Origin of the sequence: Lysinibacillus sp. NPDC095746, from assembly GCF_044763535.1 — a bacterium.
GTDB lineage: Bacteria > Bacillota > Bacilli > Bacillales_A > Planococcaceae > Lysinibacillus.
The window spans coordinates 41,917-64,466 of sequence record NZ_JBIWGL010000027.1; the positions used below are offsets into that span (position 1 = coordinate 41,917).

Annotated in this window: 19 protein-coding genes; 3 read left to right on the top strand and 16 right to left on the bottom strand. The window is 38.8% G+C overall.

The genetic code is table 11. From position 1 onward, the window contains the following. Positions 1-9: 9 nt before the first annotated feature. From ACIQ7N_RS18270 to ACIQ7N_RS18285, 4 genes are all read right to left on the bottom strand, one after another. Positions 10-786, bottom strand: coding sequence for an SDR family oxidoreductase (locus ACIQ7N_RS18270; RefSeq protein WP_402934691.1), 777 nt, complete (start codon positions 784-786; stop codon positions 10-12). Beyond that, positions 783-2,018, bottom strand: a complete 1,236-nt coding sequence (locus ACIQ7N_RS18275; RefSeq protein WP_402934694.1) for an acyl-CoA dehydrogenase family protein — start codon at positions 2,016-2,018, stop codon at positions 783-785. The genes ACIQ7N_RS18270 and ACIQ7N_RS18275 overlap by 4 nt, the downstream gene beginning before the upstream one ends. 323 nt (positions 2,019-2,341) lie before the next feature. Further along, positions 2,342-2,719 carry a hypothetical protein gene (locus ACIQ7N_RS18280; RefSeq protein ID WP_402934697.1) on the bottom strand — a complete coding sequence of 126 codons (378 nt, stop codon included), beginning with the start codon at positions 2,717-2,719 and terminating at the stop codon, positions 2,342-2,344. Positions 2,720-2,856: 137 nt separating this feature from the next. Continuing rightward, entirely contained in the window at positions 2,857-3,744 is an 888-nt protein-coding gene (locus ACIQ7N_RS18285) for a LysR family transcriptional regulator (RefSeq protein ID WP_402934699.1), read from the bottom strand. 140 nt (positions 3,745-3,884) lie between these two features. Between ACIQ7N_RS18285 and hutG the strand changes: the two genes are divergently transcribed. Together hutG and gltS are read left to right on the top strand one after the other, a co-directional pair. Next, positions 3,885-4,841: a formimidoylglutamase gene (gene hutG, locus ACIQ7N_RS18290; protein WP_402934702.1), complete on the top strand. Its 957-nt coding sequence runs from the start codon at positions 3,885-3,887 to the stop codon at positions 4,839-4,841. 5 nt (positions 4,842-4,846) lie between these two features. Beyond that, entirely contained in the window at positions 4,847-6,031 is a 1,185-nt protein-coding gene (gene gltS / locus ACIQ7N_RS18295; protein ID WP_248716151.1) for a sodium/glutamate symporter, read from the top strand. A 70-nt stretch (positions 6,032-6,101) separates the two neighbouring features. Here the strand turns inward: gltS and ACIQ7N_RS18300 are convergent, their stop codons facing one another. From ACIQ7N_RS18300 to ACIQ7N_RS18355, 12 genes are all read right to left on the bottom strand, one after another. Continuing rightward, complete coding sequence (locus ACIQ7N_RS18300; protein ID WP_402934705.1) at positions 6,102-6,614, bottom strand: GNAT family N-acetyltransferase; 513 nt, start codon at positions 6,612-6,614, stop codon at positions 6,102-6,104. Between the two features lie 336 nt (positions 6,615-6,950). Further along, complete coding sequence (locus ACIQ7N_RS18305; RefSeq protein ID WP_402934707.1) at positions 6,951-8,216, bottom strand: polysaccharide deacetylase family protein; 1,266 nt, start codon at positions 8,214-8,216, stop codon at positions 6,951-6,953. Between the two features lie 790 nt (positions 8,217-9,006). After that, the gene (locus ACIQ7N_RS18310; RefSeq protein ID WP_402934710.1) at positions 9,007-9,846 is read right to left on the bottom strand and encodes a D-alanyl-D-alanine carboxypeptidase family protein; all 840 of its coding nucleotides are present in this window, start codon (positions 9,844-9,846) and stop codon (positions 9,007-9,009) included. A 238-nt stretch (positions 9,847-10,084) separates the two neighbouring features. Then, positions 10,085-10,696, bottom strand: coding sequence for a histidine phosphatase family protein (locus tag ACIQ7N_RS18315; protein WP_402934713.1), 612 nt, complete (start codon positions 10,694-10,696; stop codon positions 10,085-10,087). 25 nt (positions 10,697-10,721) lie between these two features. Next, positions 10,722-12,989, bottom strand: coding sequence for a poly(ethylene terephthalate) hydrolase family protein (locus tag ACIQ7N_RS18320; RefSeq protein ID WP_402934716.1), 2,268 nt, complete (start codon positions 12,987-12,989; stop codon positions 10,722-10,724). Between the two features lie 113 nt (positions 12,990-13,102). Beyond that, entirely contained in the window at positions 13,103-14,269 is a 1,167-nt protein-coding gene (locus ACIQ7N_RS18325) for a sensor histidine kinase (RefSeq protein WP_402934719.1), read from the bottom strand. Beyond that, a complete protein-coding gene (locus ACIQ7N_RS18330; protein ID WP_402934722.1) occupies positions 14,266-14,979 on the bottom strand; it encodes a response regulator transcription factor in 714 nt (237 codons plus the stop codon). Before ACIQ7N_RS18330 ends, ACIQ7N_RS18325 begins: the two co-directional genes overlap by 4 nt. A gap of 275 nt (positions 14,980-15,254) precedes the next feature. Next, positions 15,255-15,860, bottom strand: coding sequence for a response regulator transcription factor (locus tag ACIQ7N_RS18335; protein ID WP_402934725.1), 606 nt, complete (start codon positions 15,858-15,860; stop codon positions 15,255-15,257). Further along, entirely contained in the window at positions 15,844-18,105 is a 2,262-nt protein-coding gene (locus tag ACIQ7N_RS18340) for an ATP-binding protein (RefSeq protein WP_402934728.1), read from the bottom strand. The genes ACIQ7N_RS18335 and ACIQ7N_RS18340 overlap by 17 nt, the downstream gene beginning before the upstream one ends. Before the next feature lie 81 nt (positions 18,106-18,186). Continuing rightward, entirely contained in the window at positions 18,187-18,996 is an 810-nt protein-coding gene (locus tag ACIQ7N_RS18345; protein ID WP_402934731.1) for a CPBP family intramembrane glutamic endopeptidase, read from the bottom strand. Between the two features lie 595 nt (positions 18,997-19,591). Then, positions 19,592-20,014 (bottom strand): DUF3995 domain-containing protein, encoded by a 423-nt coding sequence (locus ACIQ7N_RS18350; RefSeq protein WP_402934734.1) that lies wholly within the window; start codon positions 20,012-20,014, stop codon positions 19,592-19,594. Positions 20,015-20,227: 213 nt separating this feature from the next. Further along, positions 20,228-20,767 carry a TetR/AcrR family transcriptional regulator gene (locus ACIQ7N_RS18355; RefSeq protein ID WP_248716165.1) on the bottom strand — a complete coding sequence of 180 codons (540 nt, stop codon included), beginning with the start codon at positions 20,765-20,767 and terminating at the stop codon, positions 20,228-20,230. An 800-nt stretch (positions 20,768-21,567) separates the two neighbouring features. Between ACIQ7N_RS18355 and ACIQ7N_RS18360 the strand changes: the two genes are divergently transcribed. Then, positions 21,568-22,550: IS110 family RNA-guided transposase (locus tag ACIQ7N_RS18360; protein ID WP_402934737.1), on the top strand; the 983-nt coding region annotated here is incomplete at its 3' end.

Consider the following 22,550-nt stretch of genomic DNA (forward strand, 5'->3'; position numbering starts at 1 on the left):
ACCCCTCCCTTAAATGATTGAACTCATACCGCCATCTACAACTATGACGTCCCCCGTAATATAATCTGAGGCAGCCGCGGCTAAAAATAATGCAACGCCTTTTAAATCATTTTCAGTTCCTAAACGTTTTAACGGCGTCACGCCCATTAAATAATCTTGTCCGCGCTCAATTAAGACCTTTGACATTTTTGTTGGGAAAAATCCTGGGGCAATCGCATTTACATTGACGCCATATGGCCCCCATTTTACGGCTAAATCTTTTGTTAGAGTAATGACCGCACCTTTACTTGCGTTATAACCAATTGTATCCATGAAATCAGGTAATGTACCACCAAGCCCTGCAATTGAGGCGATATTTATAATTTTTCCGCTCTTTTGTTCTAGCATTATTTTGCCAACAGCTTGGCTCATTAAAAATGTACCATTGACATTCACATCGAAAACTTTTTGCCAAGCCTCATACGGCATTTCAACAGCCGGAGTACCCCAGGACGCCCCACTGTTATTGACTAAAACATCAATTTGGCCGAATGATTCAAGCGTTTTTGATACTACGTTTGCTATATCCTCAGGCTTTGTCACATCACAGGCAAGAGCTAATGTTTGTACACCTAATTCAGCTAATTCTACAGCTACCTCTTCGCATGCCTCGACCTTTCTTGAGCACAGTACAATATTGGCACCAGCTTCCGCAAAGCCTTGTGCAATTTGGGCTCCAAGACCGCGTCCTCCCCCCGTTATGATGGCCGTTTTCCCCTTTAAGCTAAATAAATCTAGTACTGTCATTTAACCAGCTCCTCTTGCTTTTTAGCATGCTTTTTCAGCTCCAGCTTGGCAACCGTGTTACGATGCACTTCATCCGGTCCATCTGCTAGTCGTAATGTTCGAGAATTTGCCCACTGTGCGGCAAGCGTCGTATCAGGTCCTACTCCAGCAGCACCGAATGCTTGAATTGCTCGGTCAATAACTCGCAATGCCATATTTGGTGCTACTACTTTAATCATCGCAATTTCTGCCTTCGCTTCTTTATTTCCTACTGTGTCCATCATGTACGCTGCCTTAAGCGTTAAGAGTCTTGCCTGCTCAATATCGATACGGGACTCCGCAATACGCTCGCGCATCACACCCTGGTCTGCGAGTGGTCGATGGAAAGCATGTCGTTCCTGAACACGCACGCACATTTCCTCTAATGCACGTTCAGCGGCTCCAATAAGGCGCATACAATGATGGATACGACCTGGCCCTAAACGACCTTGCGCAATCGCGAAGCCTTTTCCTTCTCCCCACAAAATATTTTCAACTGGTACTCGAACATTCGTAAACGTCACCTCACCGTGTCCTTCTGGTGCGTGATCATAGCCAAATGCCGTAAGCATACGCTCTATTTTCACTCCTGGTGTATCCATCGGCACTAAAATCATCGACTGTTGTTCATGGATAGGTGCTGTAGAATCTTTATGTTTCCCCATAAAAATAGCGATTTTACAGCGAGGATCGCCAGCTCCTGTCGTCCACCACTTATGTCCATTTAAAATATAATAATCGCCATCACGTTCAATACTTGCCTCGATGTTTGTTGCATCACTAGACGCGACTGCAGGCTCAGTCATTGCAAAGCAGGAACGTATTTCTCCACGTAATAACGGTTCTAGCCACTGCTTCTTCTGCTGTTCTGAGCCGTAACGTACAAGCACCTCCATATTTCCCGTATCTGGCGCATTGCAATTAAACACTTCAGGAGCAAGTAAAGAGCGTCCCATAATTTCACATAAAGGTGCATATTCTAAGTTCGTCAAACCTGCACCATATTCGCTATCTGGCAAAAATAAATTCCATAGGCCCGCTTCTTGTGCTTTGTGCTTTAATTCCTCCATAATTGGTGGGATCGCTCCCCAACGATCTTCCATTGCTTCCACCTGCGCAGCAAACACCTTCTCATTTGGATAAATGTATTGTTCCATAAAATTTGTCAGCTTCTCTTGTAATTCGACTACTTTTTCACTATAAGAAAAATTCATAAAAAAGCCCCCTTTATTTGAACATCAAAATGACAAATGAATGAATATTCATTTTTATTCTTACATTAAATGTTACCGCTATATTTCTTGTAAATCAATGTCTATTAAACAAAAATTTGAATTATAGAGAAAATTCATACTTAAGGCAGTGTTTTTAAAGATAGAAATTCTCATTACGATAAAAAAATACAAGTTAAAACACTATTTTGCCATAATATGTATTTTCAAATCAGAATAGCGTCGATTGCGTTAATTTATCGCAATGTGCACTTCATCAAAAAAGAGTAACTTTTCATTCATTGAAGTTACTCATCTCACTTAATTTAATCTTTAACATTATTTTTGTGTCCATTAGCTAACTTCATAGCGAAAAACTGAGGAATTAAAATTAAAATACTCACAATTATTACTAGTTGGGAAGGTGAAAATGGTTTAAAATAACCACTATCCCATCCTATCCCTAGCGTGTCTTCCATCCTACCGATAAAGTAAAAGGACATAACTGCCGATACAATATTGCCGATAATAAAAGGAATTGAGTTGCATAGAAATTTCCCAAGATAAGCAAGAAGTGAAGTCACTACAATCATCAATAAGTAGCAGAGCATTGATCGGTTAGCAAAATCTTGGTACATTGAAAAATAAACAAAAGGAAAACAGTATAAACAGACTATTAGAATACCAATTACTATTTTTCTCATATTGTCACCCTTCATATTATTTAGAATTCACGAAACATCCCAAAACTATTTTAGGTTATCAACGTTCTACCATCATTTTCCTCTTAGTTTCATTTTTAACATAATCCATCAACCGTAGTATTTAAGCTTTCAATATTCTAAAGTGTTTTGCCTATCTCCTTAATATCAGTAAGCAATTCACGAATAGCCAAAGGTAAATGACGATTTTTTAAGTACACCACATAAACATTTCGTCGTAAATTGGGGCAATCTACTTCTTTTTGTACAATAGTTTTTGCTGTAGGACCTTTTAAATAATTTTCTGGTAGAATGGTAACGCCTAAATTTTCACGGACGAGCGATACAGCCGTTTCAAAGCGTTCAATTTCAAATTGGATATTCATGTTTTTGCCAGCCTTTTCAAATGCATCTAAAATGTCATGTCTCGTTTGAAAGCCCCCTGTACTAATAATAAAAGGCTCTTCACTTAAATCTGCAATCGTCAGCTTCTCTTTCTTCGCTAATGGGTGATTTAAAGGTAAAACAGCTACAAGTCGCTCTTCATATAAGCAGTTAACCTCGAGCTCTTCATCTTCCATTATCTGATTTGTAATAATTAAATGTGTTTTATAGCTTTTAAGTGATTTTTCAACACGCTTACTCCCTAAAATATCTACTAAATGAATCATCATTTCTGGATATTCTTTTTTATACTCTGTAATGACTTTTGGGAGCCAATGCTTAATCGATTCCATCACGCCTATCGTTATTTCACTTGTGCCACGTACAATTACCTCATCCATTTCTATTTTTAAAACTTCCATGTTTTTCAATATAACGTTTGCTCGTTCATATAAAAGCTCGCCTGCTTCTGTTAATTGAAGATTTCTTGTATTCCTTTCAAGTAAAGGTGAGCCAATTTCTTGCTCTAATTTTTTAATAGCATTACTGAGAGAAGGCTGAGAAATATGCAGTTTTTCAGCTGCCTTCGAGAAATTCATTTGCTCCACAACTGCTAAAAAATATTGTAATTGTTTAAAATCCACAGCAACATCCCTCCACATTTATAGTTTTAAGCTATAGATTAATATTAATTATATATTAGCATTTATAATTATGTGAATATATAATTTATTCATAACAATATTTTCACTAGAATAATATTGGAAATGGGGTTGATGAAGATATGTATACAATGACAGATCAAAAACAATGGAAAGGCCGTATAGATTCAACGACTAATACGAGTAGTTTCCGTTTACATCAAAAAGTGAAAAGAACTGCTATTAATGATGTAAGCGCTTCAGATAATCAGCATGCCGGAATTGTGGGCTTTATATGTGATGAAGGTGTACGTCGTAATCAGGGGCGTGTAGGGGCAGCAAGTGCACCTAATGCTCTGCGTGAATCACTATCTAGCTTACCTTGGACATTTAATGATGAACAGCAAATTATAGATGTTGGTAACGTTCTTTGTCTTAACCGCGCATTAGAAGAAGCGCAACACGAGCTCGGCGAAATTGTCAAAACATTGCTAAATAAAAAAATACAATGTGTCGTGCTTGGCGGTGGACATGAAACATTATACGGACATTATTTAGGCGTTCGTGCAGCGATCCCTAAAGATGCAAAAATCGGAATCGTCAACATCGATGCTCATTTCGATTTACGACCATACGATGAGCAACCATCCTCCGGTACAATGTTCCGGCAGATTTTAGAACAGGATGCGCTTGCCGATTACTTTGTTTTAGGCATACAACGTTTTGGCAATACAAAAGAACTATTTGATAAAGCCGATGAATTGCATGTGAATTATGTGTTAGAAGAAAATATGACGCCAGAAAATAAAGCGCAAATCATGCATGACCTTCAGCAGTATATGGATAATCATGATTATATTCTCTTAACACTTTGTATGGATGTACTAAATGCTGCATTTGCACCGGGTGTTAGTGCTCCATCACCATTTGGACTAGATCCAAAAACGGTACGCACGATACTTCAACAAGTCACTTCACATCCAAATACACATTCTTTTGATATTTGTGAGGTAAATCCTTCACTGGATGAGAATGGACGCACAGTTAAACTAGGTGCTTATTTTGTATATGAAGCACTAAATCACTTACTTAGGAGATAAGGTTCATGATCGAAATTAATCAAATTACAACAGTATTTCTAGCAGTTGCACTTTTCGCATTGGGCGGCTGGCTCATCAATAAAATCGGTTTTTTAAAGCGTTTTTGTATACCAGCACCTGTTGTTGGCGGCTTATTATTCGCCGCATTGGCCACTATTCTAAAGACAACTGGCGTATTAGAAATTTCGCTTGATACGTCATTACAAAGCTTATTTATGATTACGTTCTTCACAACAATTGGTTTAGGAGCAAGCTTTAAACTTGTAAAGCTTGGCGGAAAATTATTAATTATTTATTGGTTGGCTTGTGGTTTCCTAGCATTAATGCAAAATGTTATTGGTGTATCTCTTGCATCGCTCATGGGGATTCATCCATTAATCGGTATGATGGCTGGTGCTGTTTCTATGGAAGGTGGCCATGGTGCCGCTGCAGCATTTGGACAAACATTAGAAGACTTAGGTATTTCATCAGCCATGACAATCGGTGCGGCTGCGGCTACATGTGGTTTAGTGGCTGGTGGCTTAATCGGTGGTCCGATTGTAAAATACTTAGTTGGTAAATATAATTTAACGCCAAATGAGCAAGAAACAAAAGAAATTGATTTTGAAAATAAAAATGAACAAATTACATCCGATTCATTCTTTACACAAGTATTAATAATTACGTTCTGTATGGCTGTAGGGACATATGTTGGAACATTATTCTCAGAAGCTACTGGCTTCGTACTACCGGGCTATGTCGGTGCAATGTTTGTAGCTGTACTAGTGCGCAATATTATGGATAAAATAAAACCTGAAGCGATTAACATGAAAAGCATTTCTTTAATCGGCGATGTGACATTAGGTGTTTTCCTATCAATGGCGCTCATGAGTGTTAAATTATGGGAAATTGCTGATTTAGCACTGCCACTATTCATCATTGTTTTTGTACAAGTATTTTTCATTGTCTTATTTAGTATATTTGTCTTGTTTAAGCTTCTTGGAAAAAATTACGATGCTGCGGTGATGGTTGCCGGTTTTGCTGGTCACGGTTTAGGGGCAACGCCAAATGCGATGGCCAATATGTCAGCAGTTGTCCAACGTTTCGGCCCATCTCAAAAAGCATTTCTTGTTGTACCCATTGTAGGAGCGTTTTTAATCGACGTCTTCGGTATTCCAATTATTATTACAACGATCAATTTATTTAAATAAAGGCTCTGTTAAATTTTAATGTTTATTTCTGAAGAAAATATGGGGGAACCTTTAAATTGAGGTTTCCCTGTTATAACTTTAGTTCGTATTGTATTAGTTGGCTGTTCATGCCAAAATATTCTTCACTACCTACTCTACTTATTTCTTTAAATCCTATCTTTTCAAGCATTTTTCGTGAACGAACATTAGCCTCGTGTGTTTCTGCGTTAAAAGTTGTAATTCCTAATTTCTTTGTGGCAAACGCCATCATACATAGAGCAGAATTAAATCCAATCCCTTTCCCCCACAGCCTATTTTCACCAATTGCAATACCTAATTCAGCAGAATTCCCTTTAATACAGGCTAAATCTGCATATCCAACTAATCTATCGTTAAACTGAATACCCATTCGGATAAAATCTTCAGCTACATTGTTAACACATTTGAGCCACCATTTATATAGTTCTTCGGGACTTCTATTTAACTCCCATCCATTGGCTAAACAAAAAGTGTCATCCATACTCCAGTTTAAGGCAGATTCATAATCATCTAGGGTTAAAGGTCTTATCTTTATGCATTGTGAAAGATTCCTTTTAGTAGTCATTTCTATTCCTCCGAATCTTTATAAATTGAATGTAGACAAACGTATAAGTATCTGTTATTTCAAATAACATGCTGATAACTACTATATTTTGATATTGTGTTTAATGCTTTCATTACTACGACTATCAACAAACATAAACAAGACAGGTAATGATCGAAATATTTTGTAGCCTTACCTTTAAGCGGTCTAAGACGCAGACCTGTTCGTAGCTACTACCTCTGTGTTTTACATTTCCCTTTTTTAGAGTCATGAAATAGGTCTCGTCAACTGCATAAAATAAGCGGCCGTGCAATTGTCTTGATTGACAGTTGCACGGCCTTTCCATTTGCTTATTGATTATTGTAATATTTCACTAACAGTTACAAATTCGTAGCCTTGTTTTTGCAAGTATAGAATGACATTTTCTAAACCATTTGCTGTCGTTTGATGAATATCATGCATTAAAATAATGCTGCCATCTTTTACTGACGCTTTCACATACGTTAATATTTTCTCAGCATTGCGATGCTTCCAATCTAGCGTATCGATTGACCATAGAATAGAAGGCATCGTCATGACAGAACGAACTTTATCATTCGTTGCACCATATGGTGGACGGGAAACTGTTGGATATTGACCGATTGCAGCATAAATAGCATTGTTAGTTCGATCAACCTCTTGTTTAACATTTGCTGTCGATAAGGCTGTTAACTTTGCATGGTCCCATGTATGATTGCCTATTTCATGGCCAGCCTCATAAATTTGCTTTACGACTGCTGAATTTTTAGAGACATTTTGCCCAACCATAAAAAATGTAGCCTTTGCATCATATTTCTTTAAAATTGCTAAAACTTGTGGGGTAACTTTTGCATCTGGCCCATCATCAAACGTTAATGCCACACGCTTTTTTTCCCCTTTCGCTACAGGTACACCTTTATTGTATACTTTGTTACCCGTTATTTGGATATTTGCTAGCTCTGAAGCTTTCACATAGCCCTGTTGTTCATCCGCTTCTACATAGGCCCAGCCTGCTAGCGTTGTATATTGCTGAACGACTGTTTTATTGGCAAGTGTACCAAGAACCTCACCACTTGGGCTAGCAGTTAAACGAAGCACAGCGCCATTAGTAGCATTTACTCGTTTTTTTGTCGCAACAGGTTTCTTTAAAGAATTTGTTGCCACATAACCTGTTTGATGACCATATTGGATAAATGACCAACCTCCAGGTGCTGATCCATATACAAAGATAATACTATTTTCGTAAATTTGTCCGGCTTTTTGTGCACTTGGACTAGGGTATGTAAATAAAGTTGTTCCATCTTTTTGCGTCACTACATATTTTTCGGATTTAAGGCTTACTAATGCTGCCGTTTCTACAAATCCCTCTAGCTGTTGCGTTTTAATTCGAGTCCATTCCTCACTTACTGGTGTGGCTGTTACAAAACTACCCTTCGCTATTTGCCCGATTACGGCACTTTCTACGGAAGGTTCCACATAAACTGTTGTGTCTTTAGCTACGGATTGAATAACTGGTGTACCTTCCGCATTTGCAGGAGTATTACCTACAAATATAAAACTGATTAAAAAAGTCAAAATAATAGCATAGGGTAAAAGCTTTTTCATTGTTCTACACCGCCCTTTTCATCACAGATGTCTTTTCTCATATGTTTTTTCCATAAAAGTATAGGATTCGACTCTAATTATAGATTAATAAATTATTCCAGGAAATAGTAGAAATCAACTAGTTTTTGTGAATAAAAATGGTTCATCCCCAAAACGTGTGGTTGATTTCCGTTCCGACTGAGCGCTTTGTAGCTGCCGCTTCGCTTTCGCACAGTCAAAACATTTGCTGCCGCTACGTTAACACTACGCTTTCGCACAGAAAACATCCGCTGCGCTGCAGGGTCTCGGGCCAACACGATGTTGGTCACGAAGGCGTTATCACAGGATGTGATGCTTTTAGCCTTCGTTCCTCTATTGCTGATCCCCAAGGAGTCGCCCAGTCTCCACTCCAATCAACTATTTACATAATAGATGTTTTAACAAAAGTCATCCACAACTTTTGGTGATGAACCATAAAAATTTCTTAATTAACGTTTTTTGGTAGCTAGGATGAACGGCATATATCAAATTGTTTTCTGATGCTTTTCTAAAAAACTTTCACCTTTTCTTCATCAAAATTCCTCTGTGGTAGCGCCGGCAATAGATGATGAAAACAATTGGTAATTAATACCTCCCCACTTAAATGAAAATAATCGATTGTTCCCCAAGTATGAATACTGTGTTAGCAATTTTGCCAACTGTCATTTGTCAAAGGCCCCAAGACGCCTTTATCAGGTACTTGTACTGTGCACCCTATAAATAAGACGATTGAAACGATAAAAAAGTTATCTCTTTTTCATAATTTTTCCTCTTACAGCGCATCGTACGCAGTAAGAGCATCTTCAATATGGAATGGTGGTGTCCAAGCCTGCCCATTCGCATTCGTCGTCACGAAAATATATTGTTTTCCGTCTTTTTCGATAATAGAGGCTAAGCAAAGACCTGCTTCAGGGGTGTAGCCCGTTTTTCCTCCCAATATTGCACTTTCTCCAACTGGTATTCTCGCCAATAGTGAGCTTGTTATCGTTAATTCATTTGGAACGTGAGTCATATAACTTTTCGAAGTCAAAATTTGATAAAAGGTAGGATTTTTAATGGCATAACGAAATAGCTTACTTATATCACGGACACTGGAGACATGAGCAGGATCATGTAATCCGCTGGCATTAACAAAATGGGTATCGTTCAGCCCTAATTCCTGTGCTTTTTTATTCATTAATGTTACAAATGCTTCTTCACTACCTGCTATCGCATCCGCAAGTGTTCCTGTAGCATCCGCCCCAGAAGCAAGCAGTGTGCCATATAATAAATCCTCTATCGTTACAAAATCTCCTGCCTTAAAGCCCGCCATGGAAGCATTTTGAGCAGTAAATTTAGAAATCGTTTGTGGTTTAACAATGGTTTGCTTCTGCAAATCAGTAATCATTTCAATGGCAACAATCGCCGTCATAATTTTCGTTAATGATGCAGGATAAATAATGTCATCTGCATTTTTTTCAAATAATACGTCTCCTTTTTCATTCAGCAATAAAGCATTTTTACTATGCAACGAAGGTAGCTCTACTGGCGTTTGTTCCGTTGCTATGTGATTCGTATAATAAAAAAAGAATGCTACCGCACATATAAAACAAAATAAGACAAATTTTTTCATAAAAAAAACGCCCCCCACACATTATAATAGGAGGCATTTATGATTATTCCTGTACGAAATTTATGAAGAAATTCTTAAAGTTTGAATGATCAAATATGCCTTTCCATAATTGCGACCGGAGTCGGCTTTGTGCTTAGGCCTGCAGATGTTTTTTGCGCGAAAGCGAAGCGGCAGCGGCAGATGTTTTTTACCTGAGTTCCTCTATCTCAGCGGATGTTTATACACCGCTCCAAATATGTTAAAAATCATCAAAATCTGAACATATTTTTGTTATCGTTTTATTCGTTAATTTAAAAAATACATCCTGGGATACTTCTAGCTTAAGTGTATCTTCCTTCATTAAATCTGCATATATTCCTCGTAAAATACGGCCTGTTAGGCCATGTGAAATAACAATCACTTGCGGTATATGTTGAATAGTTTCTAACCAAGCACATAGTCTGTTCACTACTGAATCGTAAGCTTCCCCATTTGGCGCATTAAAATACCAATTATACACATCTGTGTTATGAAGAAGATTGGGCCAAGAACTTTCAATTTCTTTCGTTGTTAATCCAGCCCATTGTCCCACAGCCACCTCAGTTAAACGATCTTCTTTTACAACATTCTTCAAATCATATCCAATAGTTTCACAAATTATTTCAGTGCTCTGCATAGCTCTGCCTAATGGACTCGAAAAAATTTTCCATTCATTTGGATCTCCAATTAAACTTTTTAGCATTAGAGCATTTTGTTGTACTTGATGTACACCCATTTGAGTTAATGGGGAATCGAGCTCTCCTTGATATCGCCCTTGTGTATTAAATTCAGTTTCACCATGACGGAGTAAGTATATCGTTTGGTTCTTCAATATTGTTTCCCCCTATAATTTCTCCCTAGTTATTACTACTATTTTCATTTCTAATCCCAATATTATTCATTAGTATCGTTCCTTGTTTGGTTAAATTAAATTGGAAATGGATCTTATTTAGCTTCAGTGGATCAAACTGTGGATTTACTTCTTTAAAATCGTTCAATAAAAATCCATAATGTTGAAACACTGGTTCCGTCGTATTACCTATATTGGAAAAAGGTTTTTTCAGTAACTTTCCTTTTATGGCAGGTGTCAATTTGGCTATATAGCTAAGAGGCAGGCTCGCCTGGTTGCCATTGCTATCTTCTACTGTAACTGTAAAATCAATTAGTTCCTCCTGATTGTTCTCTTTTTCTTCCTTTCTACTATCTGCAAGTGAAAATACGATAGAACTGTTCTGCCCTATCTCTAATCCATTCTCGGGAAGAGTTAATGTATAACAAGCTGGAGAAAATTTGTCTTTTGAATTCCAACCTAGACGAACGGCACTATAATCTGCCTCATCATTTTTCATTTTGACTTTTTCCTCTTTCCATTCCTTCAAATTCTTCCCGAACAGTTTGCCGCCCGGAACAGTGGTCGTGTTTAGATCAATATCTTCATTAAACGTTGCAATAAAAGATGTTTGAGAATCGTAGTAATTATTAATATATAGCGTGTCAGGAAGCCATTCTTTAGCATAGCCTAAATCTTTAAAAATTTCCTTGTATTGTTTCTTTTCTTTCAACGTACTATCTAAAAAAGCAGATATCAATACTTTCGTGATGGTTTCTTGCTGATCACGAGGCATAATTTGTTTTAGGTTAAAGAGTTGGTTTGCCGTACCAGCTAGATCGCCTCGTCCCCATTTTTCATTAAATTGCCCGTGATTGGCTCCATAAATATAGACCGACGCATTCATATAATCATCTTTATTCGTATAGGAAATCCGATACTGCTGATTAGAGCTATCAAAGCTATTTACGTCCATATCATGCGCCCCTTGTAGTGCCAAATAGTTTACGTTTTTTAACGGAAGTGGTTTCCCAGCAGGCATATATTGACCGTCTATTCCAGCAATAGAAATAAGCGATCGGATTGAGAAATTATAATCAAATTGAATATTTCCGTTACTAGGTGGGTGTTGCATTTCGTTAAAAGCAGCTGCAATCGCGATAGCTTCTCCACCTCTAGAATGCCCTATTAGTGCAATGTGTTCCATATCCACTTTTTGATAAAATGGATTGTTTTTAGTCCTGTTCCATTCTTTCCACGTCTGTAAATGCTCCAGCAATAATAATCCTCTCGCTGGATTCTCATTCTTTAGCGGACTAACCAAAAACAAATCATCGTAGGGAGAAACATTAAGAAAGTTTTCATCTACGGATACAACTATATAGCCCCTACTCGCAAGAAGGTTACCTAAATATTCGTAACCTGGATCAGAATAATCATTCATTAAATGGTTTCCATGAACGATCATTACTAACGGAAAGTCTCCTTTCCCTTCTGGGTACCACACTTGACCATTTAACGGCATTGCCTCAGGTCCAAAACCAAGTGTTCTCGTGCGAACAGAAGACCACTTTTCTACAAAATCGCTAGCGTCTACTGTTTTAGTTGTCAAAGAATTTTTTTGGTTAAAGTCTTCTCGATAAGTATTCGGACTGCCATATGTGAGCTTTTTAATTGGATAATCGCCCGGTTTCGCCGGATTTCTAAGCAAAGTATTGTCATACCGTTTCGATGTTTTCAGCTGCTTTAATACAACTACTGGGGTGTTCGCTTCCCCGGGATGAATCAACCAATAACCCCATGCTCCAATCCCAATAGTCAATATAAATAAACATGTGAGGACGCTAACTTTTTGATATTTTTTTGCATTTTTATAGCTACCTTTTAACCATTTGTATAATAATGCTCCCCACAAAGAAACAACAACCGCAATTAATAGAATAAATAGGATAGTTACTTCCAAAGAAGAAGCGAAAAAGCAGAACAATAGAAATATTAGTGAACTAAAGAGTATCCATAAATATCGACTAGGAATTTTTTTCACACCATGCAATAGAAGAGTGATAAAACCACTTATTAACACAACGGAAAAAATAAATACGAACATTCCAATCGTGTAATCTACTAAACTACGCTGATCTAAAAAAAACCTCCCTTGATTCAACATCAATAGGAATGCCATCGTACTTAAAGCGATAGCTGCACCTTTCCAACCTAATGACAATGGCTCTATACGATTTCGTTTTGCATATAGCCTTCTAACAAAATAAATGAGTTTCCTTTTGAATACTCCCAATTTTTTAATCCCCCTACCTACAATCTATTTCAAAATATTCTATTGTAGGTTATAGGATGACTCTTTCAACCAGCTTTCTTCTTTCTTTCAATAATCTTACATTCATTTTTTGGCTATTTTTTGAAGAACAAATCAGAACTTTTTGGCAAGAAGAGGATAAAACTCGTCTCACCATTCGTTGTCAGCTTAATATTTCCACCATGTTTTTCGATAACTTGTTTGGCAATCGCTAGTCCTAACCCTGTACCACCATCGCTCTTGCGTGACTGATCTCCTCGCACAAAAGCATCAAATATATTTTCTTTAATTGCTAGTGGAATGCCGATCCCGTCATCTTGAATATGAATTTCAATCCCTTTTTCCGTTGTTAAAAGCTTCAATCGTACGGTTGTTCCTGGTGGATTATATTTTAATGCATTTGAGAGAATATTAGATACAGCTCGGTATAACCATGTATAGTTGAACGGAAAAATGACTTCACCTTTAGGAATCTCAAAATGAAACATAAAATTTTTTTCTGCAAATGCTTCGTAATACTCTGCAGCGATTTCTCTCGTGAATTCGGCTATATCAGCTATTTGAAAGTCAAAAGGATAATCAGGGCTATCCAGTCTAGATAATTCAAAAATGTCGTCAATGAGTTCTGATACAAGCTCAGCCTTATCAGAAATTATGCGTAAAATTCGCTGCCTTCGCTCTTCATCATTAATTAATCCTAATTCCATCGCCTCAATATACCCTCTAATTGTAGTAATCGGTGTCTTTAAATCATGAGATAAATCCACAAGCATACGTTGCTTGTTCTCTTCTAGATGTTGCTTTTCCTTTTCTGTTCGTTCCAGTTGTTCTGCCATGGCGTTAAAATCATCTTGGATTTGGGCAAGCTCATAACTTGCTTTAAATTTTAGTCGCTTATTATATTGACCTCGAGCAATATCTTGGATGCCATCTGCAATTGAACGCAGTGGAGTGGTAAGCCTGGAGGCCGTCCATTTCCCAAAAATATAAACAGCAATCATCAATAAAGAGAGAAAAAGCAAAAGCGTTTGCAAGAGCATTTTGTAAAAGATCTGTTCGTTGTTTTGATGATTTTTGCCATCCATGATCTTATCCGTTTCAGATGTTTGGACTGTACCGTTTTCATGGGCAATGTCCGCAAAATAATTAAGAATTTGTTCATTTAATACAAACAATGAAAACGCAGCAATAAGTGCAATTGTAATGAAGAAATAACTATATGTAATAACTAATAAGCGCCGAAGCCGATTCGGAGATTTCATGGAATCAGCTCATCTTTCTTGGCAAATCGATAACCGAGGCCGCGAATGGTTTTTATATATACTGGTTTCCTTGGGCATTCTTCAATTTTTTCACGAAGTCTGCTGATTTGAACCATAATTGCATTGTCATCAGCTATATAAAATTCATTCCATGCACGTTCAAAAATTTGTTTTTTTGTAAAGACGCGTCCCGGTTCACTCATCAAGAGTTTTAACAGTTCATATTCTCGGGCACTGAGCGGAATCGGTTTGTCTTTAATATATAGCACACATTCGTGGTGCGACAAAAGTAATTCACCCAACTTTAGCTGAGAGGGTTGTTGAGCTAATAATGGCTCATTAAATTCATAATACCTCCGTAATTGGGCTTGAATTCTAGCTGTCAATTCTAAAGGACTAAATGGTTTCGAAATATAATCATCTGCCCCTAATTTCAGTCCTGTTATTTTATCGTAGTCCTGACTTTTGGCAGAAAGTAAAATAACTGGAACTTTACACTGTTGCCGGATCATTTGGAGAAGTTGATAACCATCAATAATTGGCATCATAATATCTAGAATGGCAAGGTCAATCGCCTGATTTTTCAACAGATTGAAAGCTGTTTTGCCATCAAACGCTTCTAATGTAATATATCCTTCTGCATTTAAGTAAAGCTTTAACAAGTCTACAATATCGGGATCATCATCAACTATCAATATAGTTTTGGCCATAGTCTATCCTCCTTCACATATCCTTTAATGTATTCTATGTATCAATCTTAGATGTGTATTTCGTGAGGTAAATAAAAAGATTGATATAGGTATTGTGCCTGTTCGAAAAATGAAAATATTTCGGTCTTCGGTTATAAAAAAACGCCAGCATCACTTTTTGTGACAACTGGCTCTCGCTTGAACATACTTCAAAAAGTACGGATGTTGAATTATATAAATGGTTTCATTCAATCCCCAACAGTATAATATTAGGAGTATTTTCCATTGCGCTCAAACTAGTCATATAAGCGTTCTAGTAATCCCATCTCATAGCCCTTTGCTACTGCACCGACCCTCGTCTTGACATCAAGCTTTCGGTTTATCGCCGCCATATGATACTCTACAGTGCGCTTACTCATCGCTAACTCCCTAGCAATTTCTTTATTTGTCTTCTCCAACGCGATTTGCTTTAGTACTGCCTTCTCAGTCGGCGTCAATTGGTCAGCTCTCGGTAATGTAGTCATTTTCTCAGGTACGAGCCGCAACCCAAGCATACTCTGCCGAATGGCGTTTATAATTTGTGGATAGGTCGCCTGTTTAGATAAATAAGCGTGAATTCCTATCTCATAAGCTTTATGCACGTATTCATCGTAGACGTAACCTGACAGCACGATCAACTTGATTGCCATATCGTAAGTCCGCTTTATTTCTATCGCCAAGTCAAATCCCGTCATACTTGGCATCGAAATGTCAATAACGGCGACGTCTGGCTTTAATGTACCGATACGTTTTAGCACCTCTTGGGGTTCACTGAAAGTCCCTACGACCAACATATCTTGCTCTCGCTCTAGCCGATTCTTTAATCCCTCCATGACAAGGGGATGATCATCTAGTAGCAGCACCTTGATCGGTTGCTCCATCTTTTGCTTCACCTCTCTGTTTCGGTAGTCTAATGCGGACAATCGTTCCACGTCCAGCTTCCGAGTCAATTTCGATGTCGCCTCCAAATTGCGCAACTTGACTGCTGATTGTGACAAGTCCGAATCCTTGAGAATCGGTCCGAACACAGTTCATATTTGCTGGATCGAATCCAATGCCGTCATCGCTAATCTGTCCGCAAAACGCATCATCTTTTTCCCATAACCGAATCTCTAGCTTCTGTGCTCTCGCATGTTTGACAACATTATTGGCAAGCTCTCGCACAATGCGGAATAACGTCATTTTGTACAACGAAGACAATGTCTCTGGCAGTTTGTTTTCCAGCTTGATGGTTAGGCCTCCGTTCTCCTTAACTATACGTGCGAGCCAGAGCAGGGCTGCATCTAAGCCTGCCTGATCGATGATGTGCGGGCATAGATCATCGCACAGCATTCGGATGTCGCGTTGCGTATCATACAAACATTTTAACCAGACGGCGGTCAACCGCTTGTCACTTTGTTCTGTATCGTGTAATTCTTCCAAATCGCGTGCAAGAAAGATTAGATTCTGTAAAATATGATCATGCAAATAATATGACATTCGAACTCGCTCTGCTTGCTGTGCCTCTAGTAATCTGTATTCTGAGGTTTTCATTGGTAACCCACTTCTCGCTCCTCGTAGTTCGTCGAGTAAGGCAGCTCCCATCAGCAGACGGACGGTTTCCAGCTTTACTTTGTCGATTAAGCCAAGCTCTTCTGGTGTAAAGGACGTATTATTTTTTTTGGGACCAAGCACCAAATAGCCAATTACCGTTCCGTTGGGCTGCATAAGATCTATCACTTGTTCAAAAACATTCGTGTTAAATTGACGGAAATTGGTTAACTCCTGCATTTCGGCGAATGGCCCTGTTCCGTACGTAATAGCCTCACTTCCCCGATTCCAGACAAAGCAAAGACCCTCAATGTCTGTCACGCTATGGATAAGCTCTGCAGGCATTCGCAGTAGATCGCGGCTATTGCGATGCTCGGCGAGTTTAATAGACATCTCCAGCCGCTGACGATCCAGACAATCTTTCCGTTTCTCGCGCTGACGTTTGAAGTTGTCAAGATTGAAGCGATGTAGCAGTGTAAGAATAACGAACGCGCCGCACAATGTAAGTGTTGTCAGAGAAGCATTTGAACGGATAAGCGCGGCAATTAGGATTATCACAAGCCCTACATACAAACCATGAATAGCTAAACTGGGAAGATAGAAGCGGATGTCGAGCAGCTTCTGTCTAGCCCACAATGCTAGTATGGAAGCTGGTAGGACTATAAGGCCTACCAATGTCATTTCCGGCAACGCTATGTATTCCCCCCATAGCAGGTCTGGGAGCGCGTATAGAAACAGAAACGGCATAAAACCAAATGTCAGCGCGGTAACAAATGTCAGCAACCGGTTTCTTTCAGCGCGATCCATCGCGCGCCAATATACGACAGCAATGACGATTATGGCAAGTAATATGCCAATCAGCGCGGTATGAAGAGCGCTCCGGGTCCACCCCGGGATGGTTCCAAGCGAGAAAACAAGTAGGACGTAAACGGAGAATAAGGCTGCCAGTACCCTGTAGGCTGCCATCAGTGAACTAATCCAATCAGGGACCGTGCGGAACACGAAGGCAACGAAGAAAGCAAACAACAAGTAAGGCAACCAACTTGTCACGACAGGCAATATCAATCCAGTAAGCACCGTCTCTGTCGAATAAACCGATAGCAGCGTCGCCGCCATGAATACGTTCAGTGCATAAAAGCGGCGAACCATATAGGACTCGGGCTTGTTCCGATAAGCTGCCAGTCCGATAACGAGCAGAGCTAGCTCCGCGCAGGCTGCAAACAAACTCTTATACACATCATTTATCCCCGGTTCGCTGCGCAATTCGAAACGAACCAAATCCCTGCGCTCAAACTGAAGTACCCCCAATCGTTTCAGATAAGCACGATCACCGAGCTTCATTAATTCCGGCTGTTGACCGCCAACCGACAGGAGTTTGTCACCGATGCGGACGTCCCATTCTCTCGCCTTGCCGGCAGGATCAATGGATGCGATGACCCACGTGCCCCTATCTTCACGGAACATTAAACCAGTATATGGGTTCTTTAATGTCGTAGCATGTATATAAACCCCAACAAGCAGGAATAACAAAGCTGAACTGTATACCATCAAATTGTATTTCCGTGCAATTTCCGGCAAATTGCATCACCTCTCTTCGAGTGTGTACCTCTTAAAAAATCAATAAATCGAGCAAAAACCTAGGCTACGACAAGCTAGGGTTTATCGCACGCCGACTAAATACATATTAATCATCCCCCACAAAAAATTCACGAACAGATGTAACAGGATAGCGCCATAAATATTTTTGCGTAACTTAACTAAAATTTCTTCCGGGATAATTACAGCTAATGGAACGTACGCCCAATTGATGGGTATTTGCCACATGTGATAAAACTGAAAAATGATCGCTATCCATAACCAATCATGTTTGAGGCGTCCAACTTTACGTAACAAATAACCTCGAAAATAAATTTCCTCGCCGATAAAGTTGCCGATTAGGCCCAATAGCAGTATCAGAAACGGAAAGTTCGGGTCGTAATATCCTTGATAAAAAACATGCCATTCACCCATATGGAAAGCTGGGAAACCATTCAGCCATTCAAACAATGGCGGATAGACGTATTTTACATAAGGCAACGATAAAAGTGTGAACAACATCGTCAAAATTGGAAATACAAGCAGCAACCCTTTCAGATCAAGTCTGGCGAAGCCTAAATATACGAGCGATTCCTTGAATGAAAGTCCGTCCTTGTAACGAAGTAACAGGAAAGGAACGAGCATATGCCAGCCGGCGCTCAATAGGATGAGCACATATAACTGCACATAATGAGCCGATAAACCGGTCCATGCCATCATCGACTCGCGAAGCGGATAGATGAATACATATGCAATCAGACCGGGCAACAAGCCAAGAAACAAGTAGAACGCGATTTCTTTCTTTGTCTTGGCTTCAAACTTTCGGACGAACTTGACATAAGTCGGATCGGACAAGTTGAAAAAATCGACGAATTTACGGTAAACCACGGACATAACAAAACCCCTCTCGAAATGAGCGTTAATTTCTTAGTACGCTCCTTGATCATAGCGGACTTCACTGTCAACAGAATCCGTATCTTCCGTCCATTTTAGGTTTACACACGCATCATTTTTGCGTGTTCACGCAAAGAACCCGTATTACACGGTTGTTATGCCCAAACTTCTTTTTTCTTCACAACTTTTTCAATAATTACGACCAATGAAAATTAGAATTTATCATCTTGGAAGAAGCTAGTGTTATCTTCCTCCACATCAGTCACTGTCTATTCATTATATTGAATATATTGACAAAAAACCAAATATATCAATATGATACTATATTAGCCTCATTACCATAACTTGGAGTTGATTTCCGTTCCGACTGGGCGCATTGTCTGTGCGAAAGCAAAGCGACAGTACTGATGTTGATCACGAGGGCGTTTTCATAGGATGTGATGCTTTCGCCAATCCCCAAGGAGTCGCCCAGCCGGCTTAAAGATCAGCCTATATCCATTTCATATGTTTTAACAAATATCTTCCACAACTTTTGATGATAAGCCCTAAATTCACCTATAAAAGTAACATTAAATGAGGGCTTAAAAGCTAGCTGCTATAACAATAGAATAATATAAACAAATCCAAAAAATAGACATAATGGACTGTAAAGCCAAGTATCGTATTTAGCAAACTGTGAGTATTTTATTTTTTTTAAAAATCCAACATACTTAAAATCACCAATTGCCCTAATAATGAAAACAAAAGCACAAACAATACTTCCGATTTTAGATAAACTATTTGCTTGGAACCCCTGCAAATAACCTCCTTGAACAACAATAATGGCACTAGCCAGTAAAATAAGAATAGCTACGAATAATGTCCCCCATTTTTTAGGAGTAAAAGCAGGTCTATGCTCTCCTTCTTTTACAGGGATAGCAGCGGCAGAACCCCAACGACCTCCAAAAGCCCAATAAATATGCAACGAACTGATAAACCACAGAAGTCCTACAGCTACTAATATTAAAAGTAATTTCATTTTTTCGCCCCCCACTGTTTTTTTCAAACAAAACATACACATGCGTATGTTTATAGTAAAAATTTTGTCCCTTCAGGTTTTATAACCTTATTAGGGACATTTAATATCGAATAATCAATTTTGCTTCGGCAGGATGTTTTTTGTGCGAAAGCGTAGTGTCAACGTAGCAACAGATAAATGCCAAGGGACGTGACGTTCTTAAACTGAGTTCCCCTATTTCAGCGAAATATTTGGCGAACCGCTGAAAGAAGTTAAAAGTATTACCATTTTATCAATATCAAAATTAGGATTTTCTTCAAACCTTGTCATCCATCCTACATACGTTAAATAGGCAAGTCTCGCTCTATCAATCGATTCAGCTTTGTCGATGCCCTTTTTTTGATACAATTTCGCAACACACGAGATTCTTTGTTCCTCAATATTCACTAAGCGTTCTGCAACAACAGGATCATATTTTGCCCAAGTATAAATACCAATCTCCATTTTTTTATCTCGATTAAAACTAATTCTTAATAACTGTTCCAACGAGGCATCCTGTTGCTCCATACTTTGAACAATCAGCTTTGTTGCATGTATTTCCCAATAGTCGACCATAGAATCTAACAGCTCTTGATGGTCACGAAAATAGTGATAAAAGCTACCTTTACTTATTTTTAGCAATCGAGCAAGTGCTTCGATGCGAACTTTATGTATTCCTTCATCAGCTAATTGTTGTAATCCTGCTTTTATCCAATCTTCTCTTGTTAATTGCATGTCATCTCTCCAGTAAGATACGCTAGCGTATGTTTTGCGTTAGATTACTATCGATTTCATTTTTTGTCAATTATTCAATTTATTTATCTTTATGAACTTTAATGTTATTGTTAATCGTAATATTTATAGGCATTACCCTTGGTAAAATACAGGCGCATACTATTATAATAGCTAAAAGTTTTTTCATCTTTAATCTCCTCGTATATTAGTAGTAAGAGCTCTTTCCGATAGAATTTCCAGTTGATCCGGACAGCTGGGGGATCTGTTGGATTTCTTATAGGAAGTGGTCGCCGTTTGGCTCCCTCACTCTTTTTATGTTTTACCTGTTTGACCCCTGTTTTACCGAGGGAGACAAAAGGAAATCATCATTTATTTATAAACCTTTCTTGAAATAATGCTCACAGGTGCTTACCTGCTTATTTGTTGTCCCTATTTTTACAATCAACTTAATCATGTAAGGGCGAAGGATGGAGGAGGCTCCATTTTTGTACTTCGTCTTTTTTTATTTCAACTTTTATTTCACTCAGACTGTGCCCATGAGACAATGGAACAGACAAGGTATTCGCAGGAAATAGCTTTATCTCCTTGCAGACACAAAGGTGTACTGCTCCATAAGCCTGCTACCCATCGTTCATTATGGAAGGTCTAACCACTGGCTGCGACTAAACATGAGAAGAGAGTGTAGCGCTCATGATGGTCTTCCTGTTTAGATTGCTAATAACGAGGCAGACATCGATGATTCGACTGGGCACCCAGGTCTGAGTGTATCTTGATTAATTCCCCTATAGGAGGTGATTGGCATGTCACAAATGCTAGTCGGTATTGACGTGAGTTTGCGCTCCCATCATGTCCATTTCATGCATGGCGAGGGATATACACTCACGGATTTTTCTGTTCAAAATGATATTGAAGGTGCGGACACCTTGATTCAAAAGATTGTACGAACAGCGGAAAAGAATCAAACAGATCAATTAAAAATAGGGATGGAAGCCACGGATCAATATAGTTGGCACCTTGCCCATTATTTAAAAGCACAATGTAAAAAAGTATTACCACATGTTCAAACAGCGATTTATATGCTCAATGCACGTAAAGTTGCTCGTTTTAAAAAGGGCTATGATACATTACCGAAAAATGACAAAATTGACGCCTGGGTTATTGCAGATCATCTACGCTTTGGACGACTGCCACATGAAATGCAAGAAACCTTAATTTACGATGCTTTACGTCGTTTAACACGTACGCGATTCCATTTAACACATGAAATTGCACGTAATAAAACATATATGTTAAATCAACTGTACTTAAAGTTTAGTGGCTTACGCCAAGACAACCCATTCTCGGATACATTCGGTGCGACAAGCATCGCTGTCATTGAAGAACTGGATCCTGGCATCATTGCCGAAATGCCTTTAGAAGAACTGGTTGAATTTCTTCAAGAGAAAGGAAAAAATCGTTTCGCAGAGCCAGAAGAGATTGCGACATATCTCAAAAAACTCGTACGTAATTCCTATCGTTTAGATAAGGTAATGGCTGATCCCGTTAATCTTTCACTATCCGTCATTTTGAGTACGATTCAACATATGGAAAGCCAAGTGAAGCGTTTAGATAAAGAAATCGAACGCATGATGAAAGGCATTCCACAAACATTAACATCGGTAAAAGGCATCGGTCCCGTGTACGCAGCAGGCTTAATCGCTGAGATTGGAGATATTCATCGTTTTGATGATCATCACGCTTTAGCGAAATACGCAGGGTTAGTCTGGGCGCAATATCAATCAGG

Excerpts from the sequence above, each read along its gene's own strand:
- gltS (WP_248716151.1), top strand. The coding sequence starts at position 4,847 with ATGATCGAAATTAATCAAATTACAACAGTATTTCTAGCAGTTGCACTT.
- ACIQ7N_RS18350 (WP_402934734.1), bottom strand. The coding sequence starts at position 20,014 with ATGAAATTACTTTTAATATTAGTAGCTGTAGGACTTCTGTGGTTTATC.
- ACIQ7N_RS18330 (WP_402934722.1), bottom strand. The coding sequence starts at position 14,979 with ATGGCCAAAACTATATTGATAGTTGATGATGATCCCGATATTGTAGAC.
- ACIQ7N_RS18325 (WP_402934719.1), bottom strand. The coding sequence starts at position 14,269 with ATGAAATCTCCGAATCGGCTTCGGCGCTTATTAGTTATTACATATAGT.
- ACIQ7N_RS18345 (WP_402934731.1), bottom strand. The coding sequence starts at position 18,996 with ATGTCCGTGGTTTACCGTAAATTCGTCGATTTTTTCAACTTGTCCGAT.
- ACIQ7N_RS18270 (WP_402934691.1), bottom strand. The coding sequence starts at position 786 with ATGACAGTACTAGATTTATTTAGCTTAAAGGGGAAAACGGCCATCATA.
- ACIQ7N_RS18300 (WP_402934705.1), bottom strand. The coding sequence starts at position 6,614 with ATGACTACTAAAAGGAATCTTTCACAATGCATAAAGATAAGACCTTTA.
- ACIQ7N_RS18305 (WP_402934707.1), bottom strand. The coding sequence starts at position 8,216 with ATGAAAAAGCTTTTACCCTATGCTATTATTTTGACTTTTTTAATCAGT.
- ACIQ7N_RS18355 (WP_248716165.1), bottom strand. The coding sequence starts at position 20,767 with ATGCAATTAACAAGAGAAGATTGGATAAAAGCAGGATTACAACAATTA.
- ACIQ7N_RS18280 (WP_402934697.1), bottom strand. The coding sequence starts at position 2,719 with ATGAGAAAAATAGTAATTGGTATTCTAATAGTCTGTTTATACTGTTTT.
- ACIQ7N_RS18310 (WP_402934710.1), bottom strand. The coding sequence starts at position 9,846 with ATGAAAAAATTTGTCTTATTTTGTTTTATATGTGCGGTAGCATTCTTT.
- hutG (WP_402934702.1), top strand. The coding sequence starts at position 3,885 with ATGTATACAATGACAGATCAAAAACAATGGAAAGGCCGTATAGATTCA.
- ACIQ7N_RS18275 (WP_402934694.1), bottom strand. The coding sequence starts at position 2,018 with ATGAATTTTTCTTATAGTGAAAAAGTAGTCGAATTACAAGAGAAGCTG.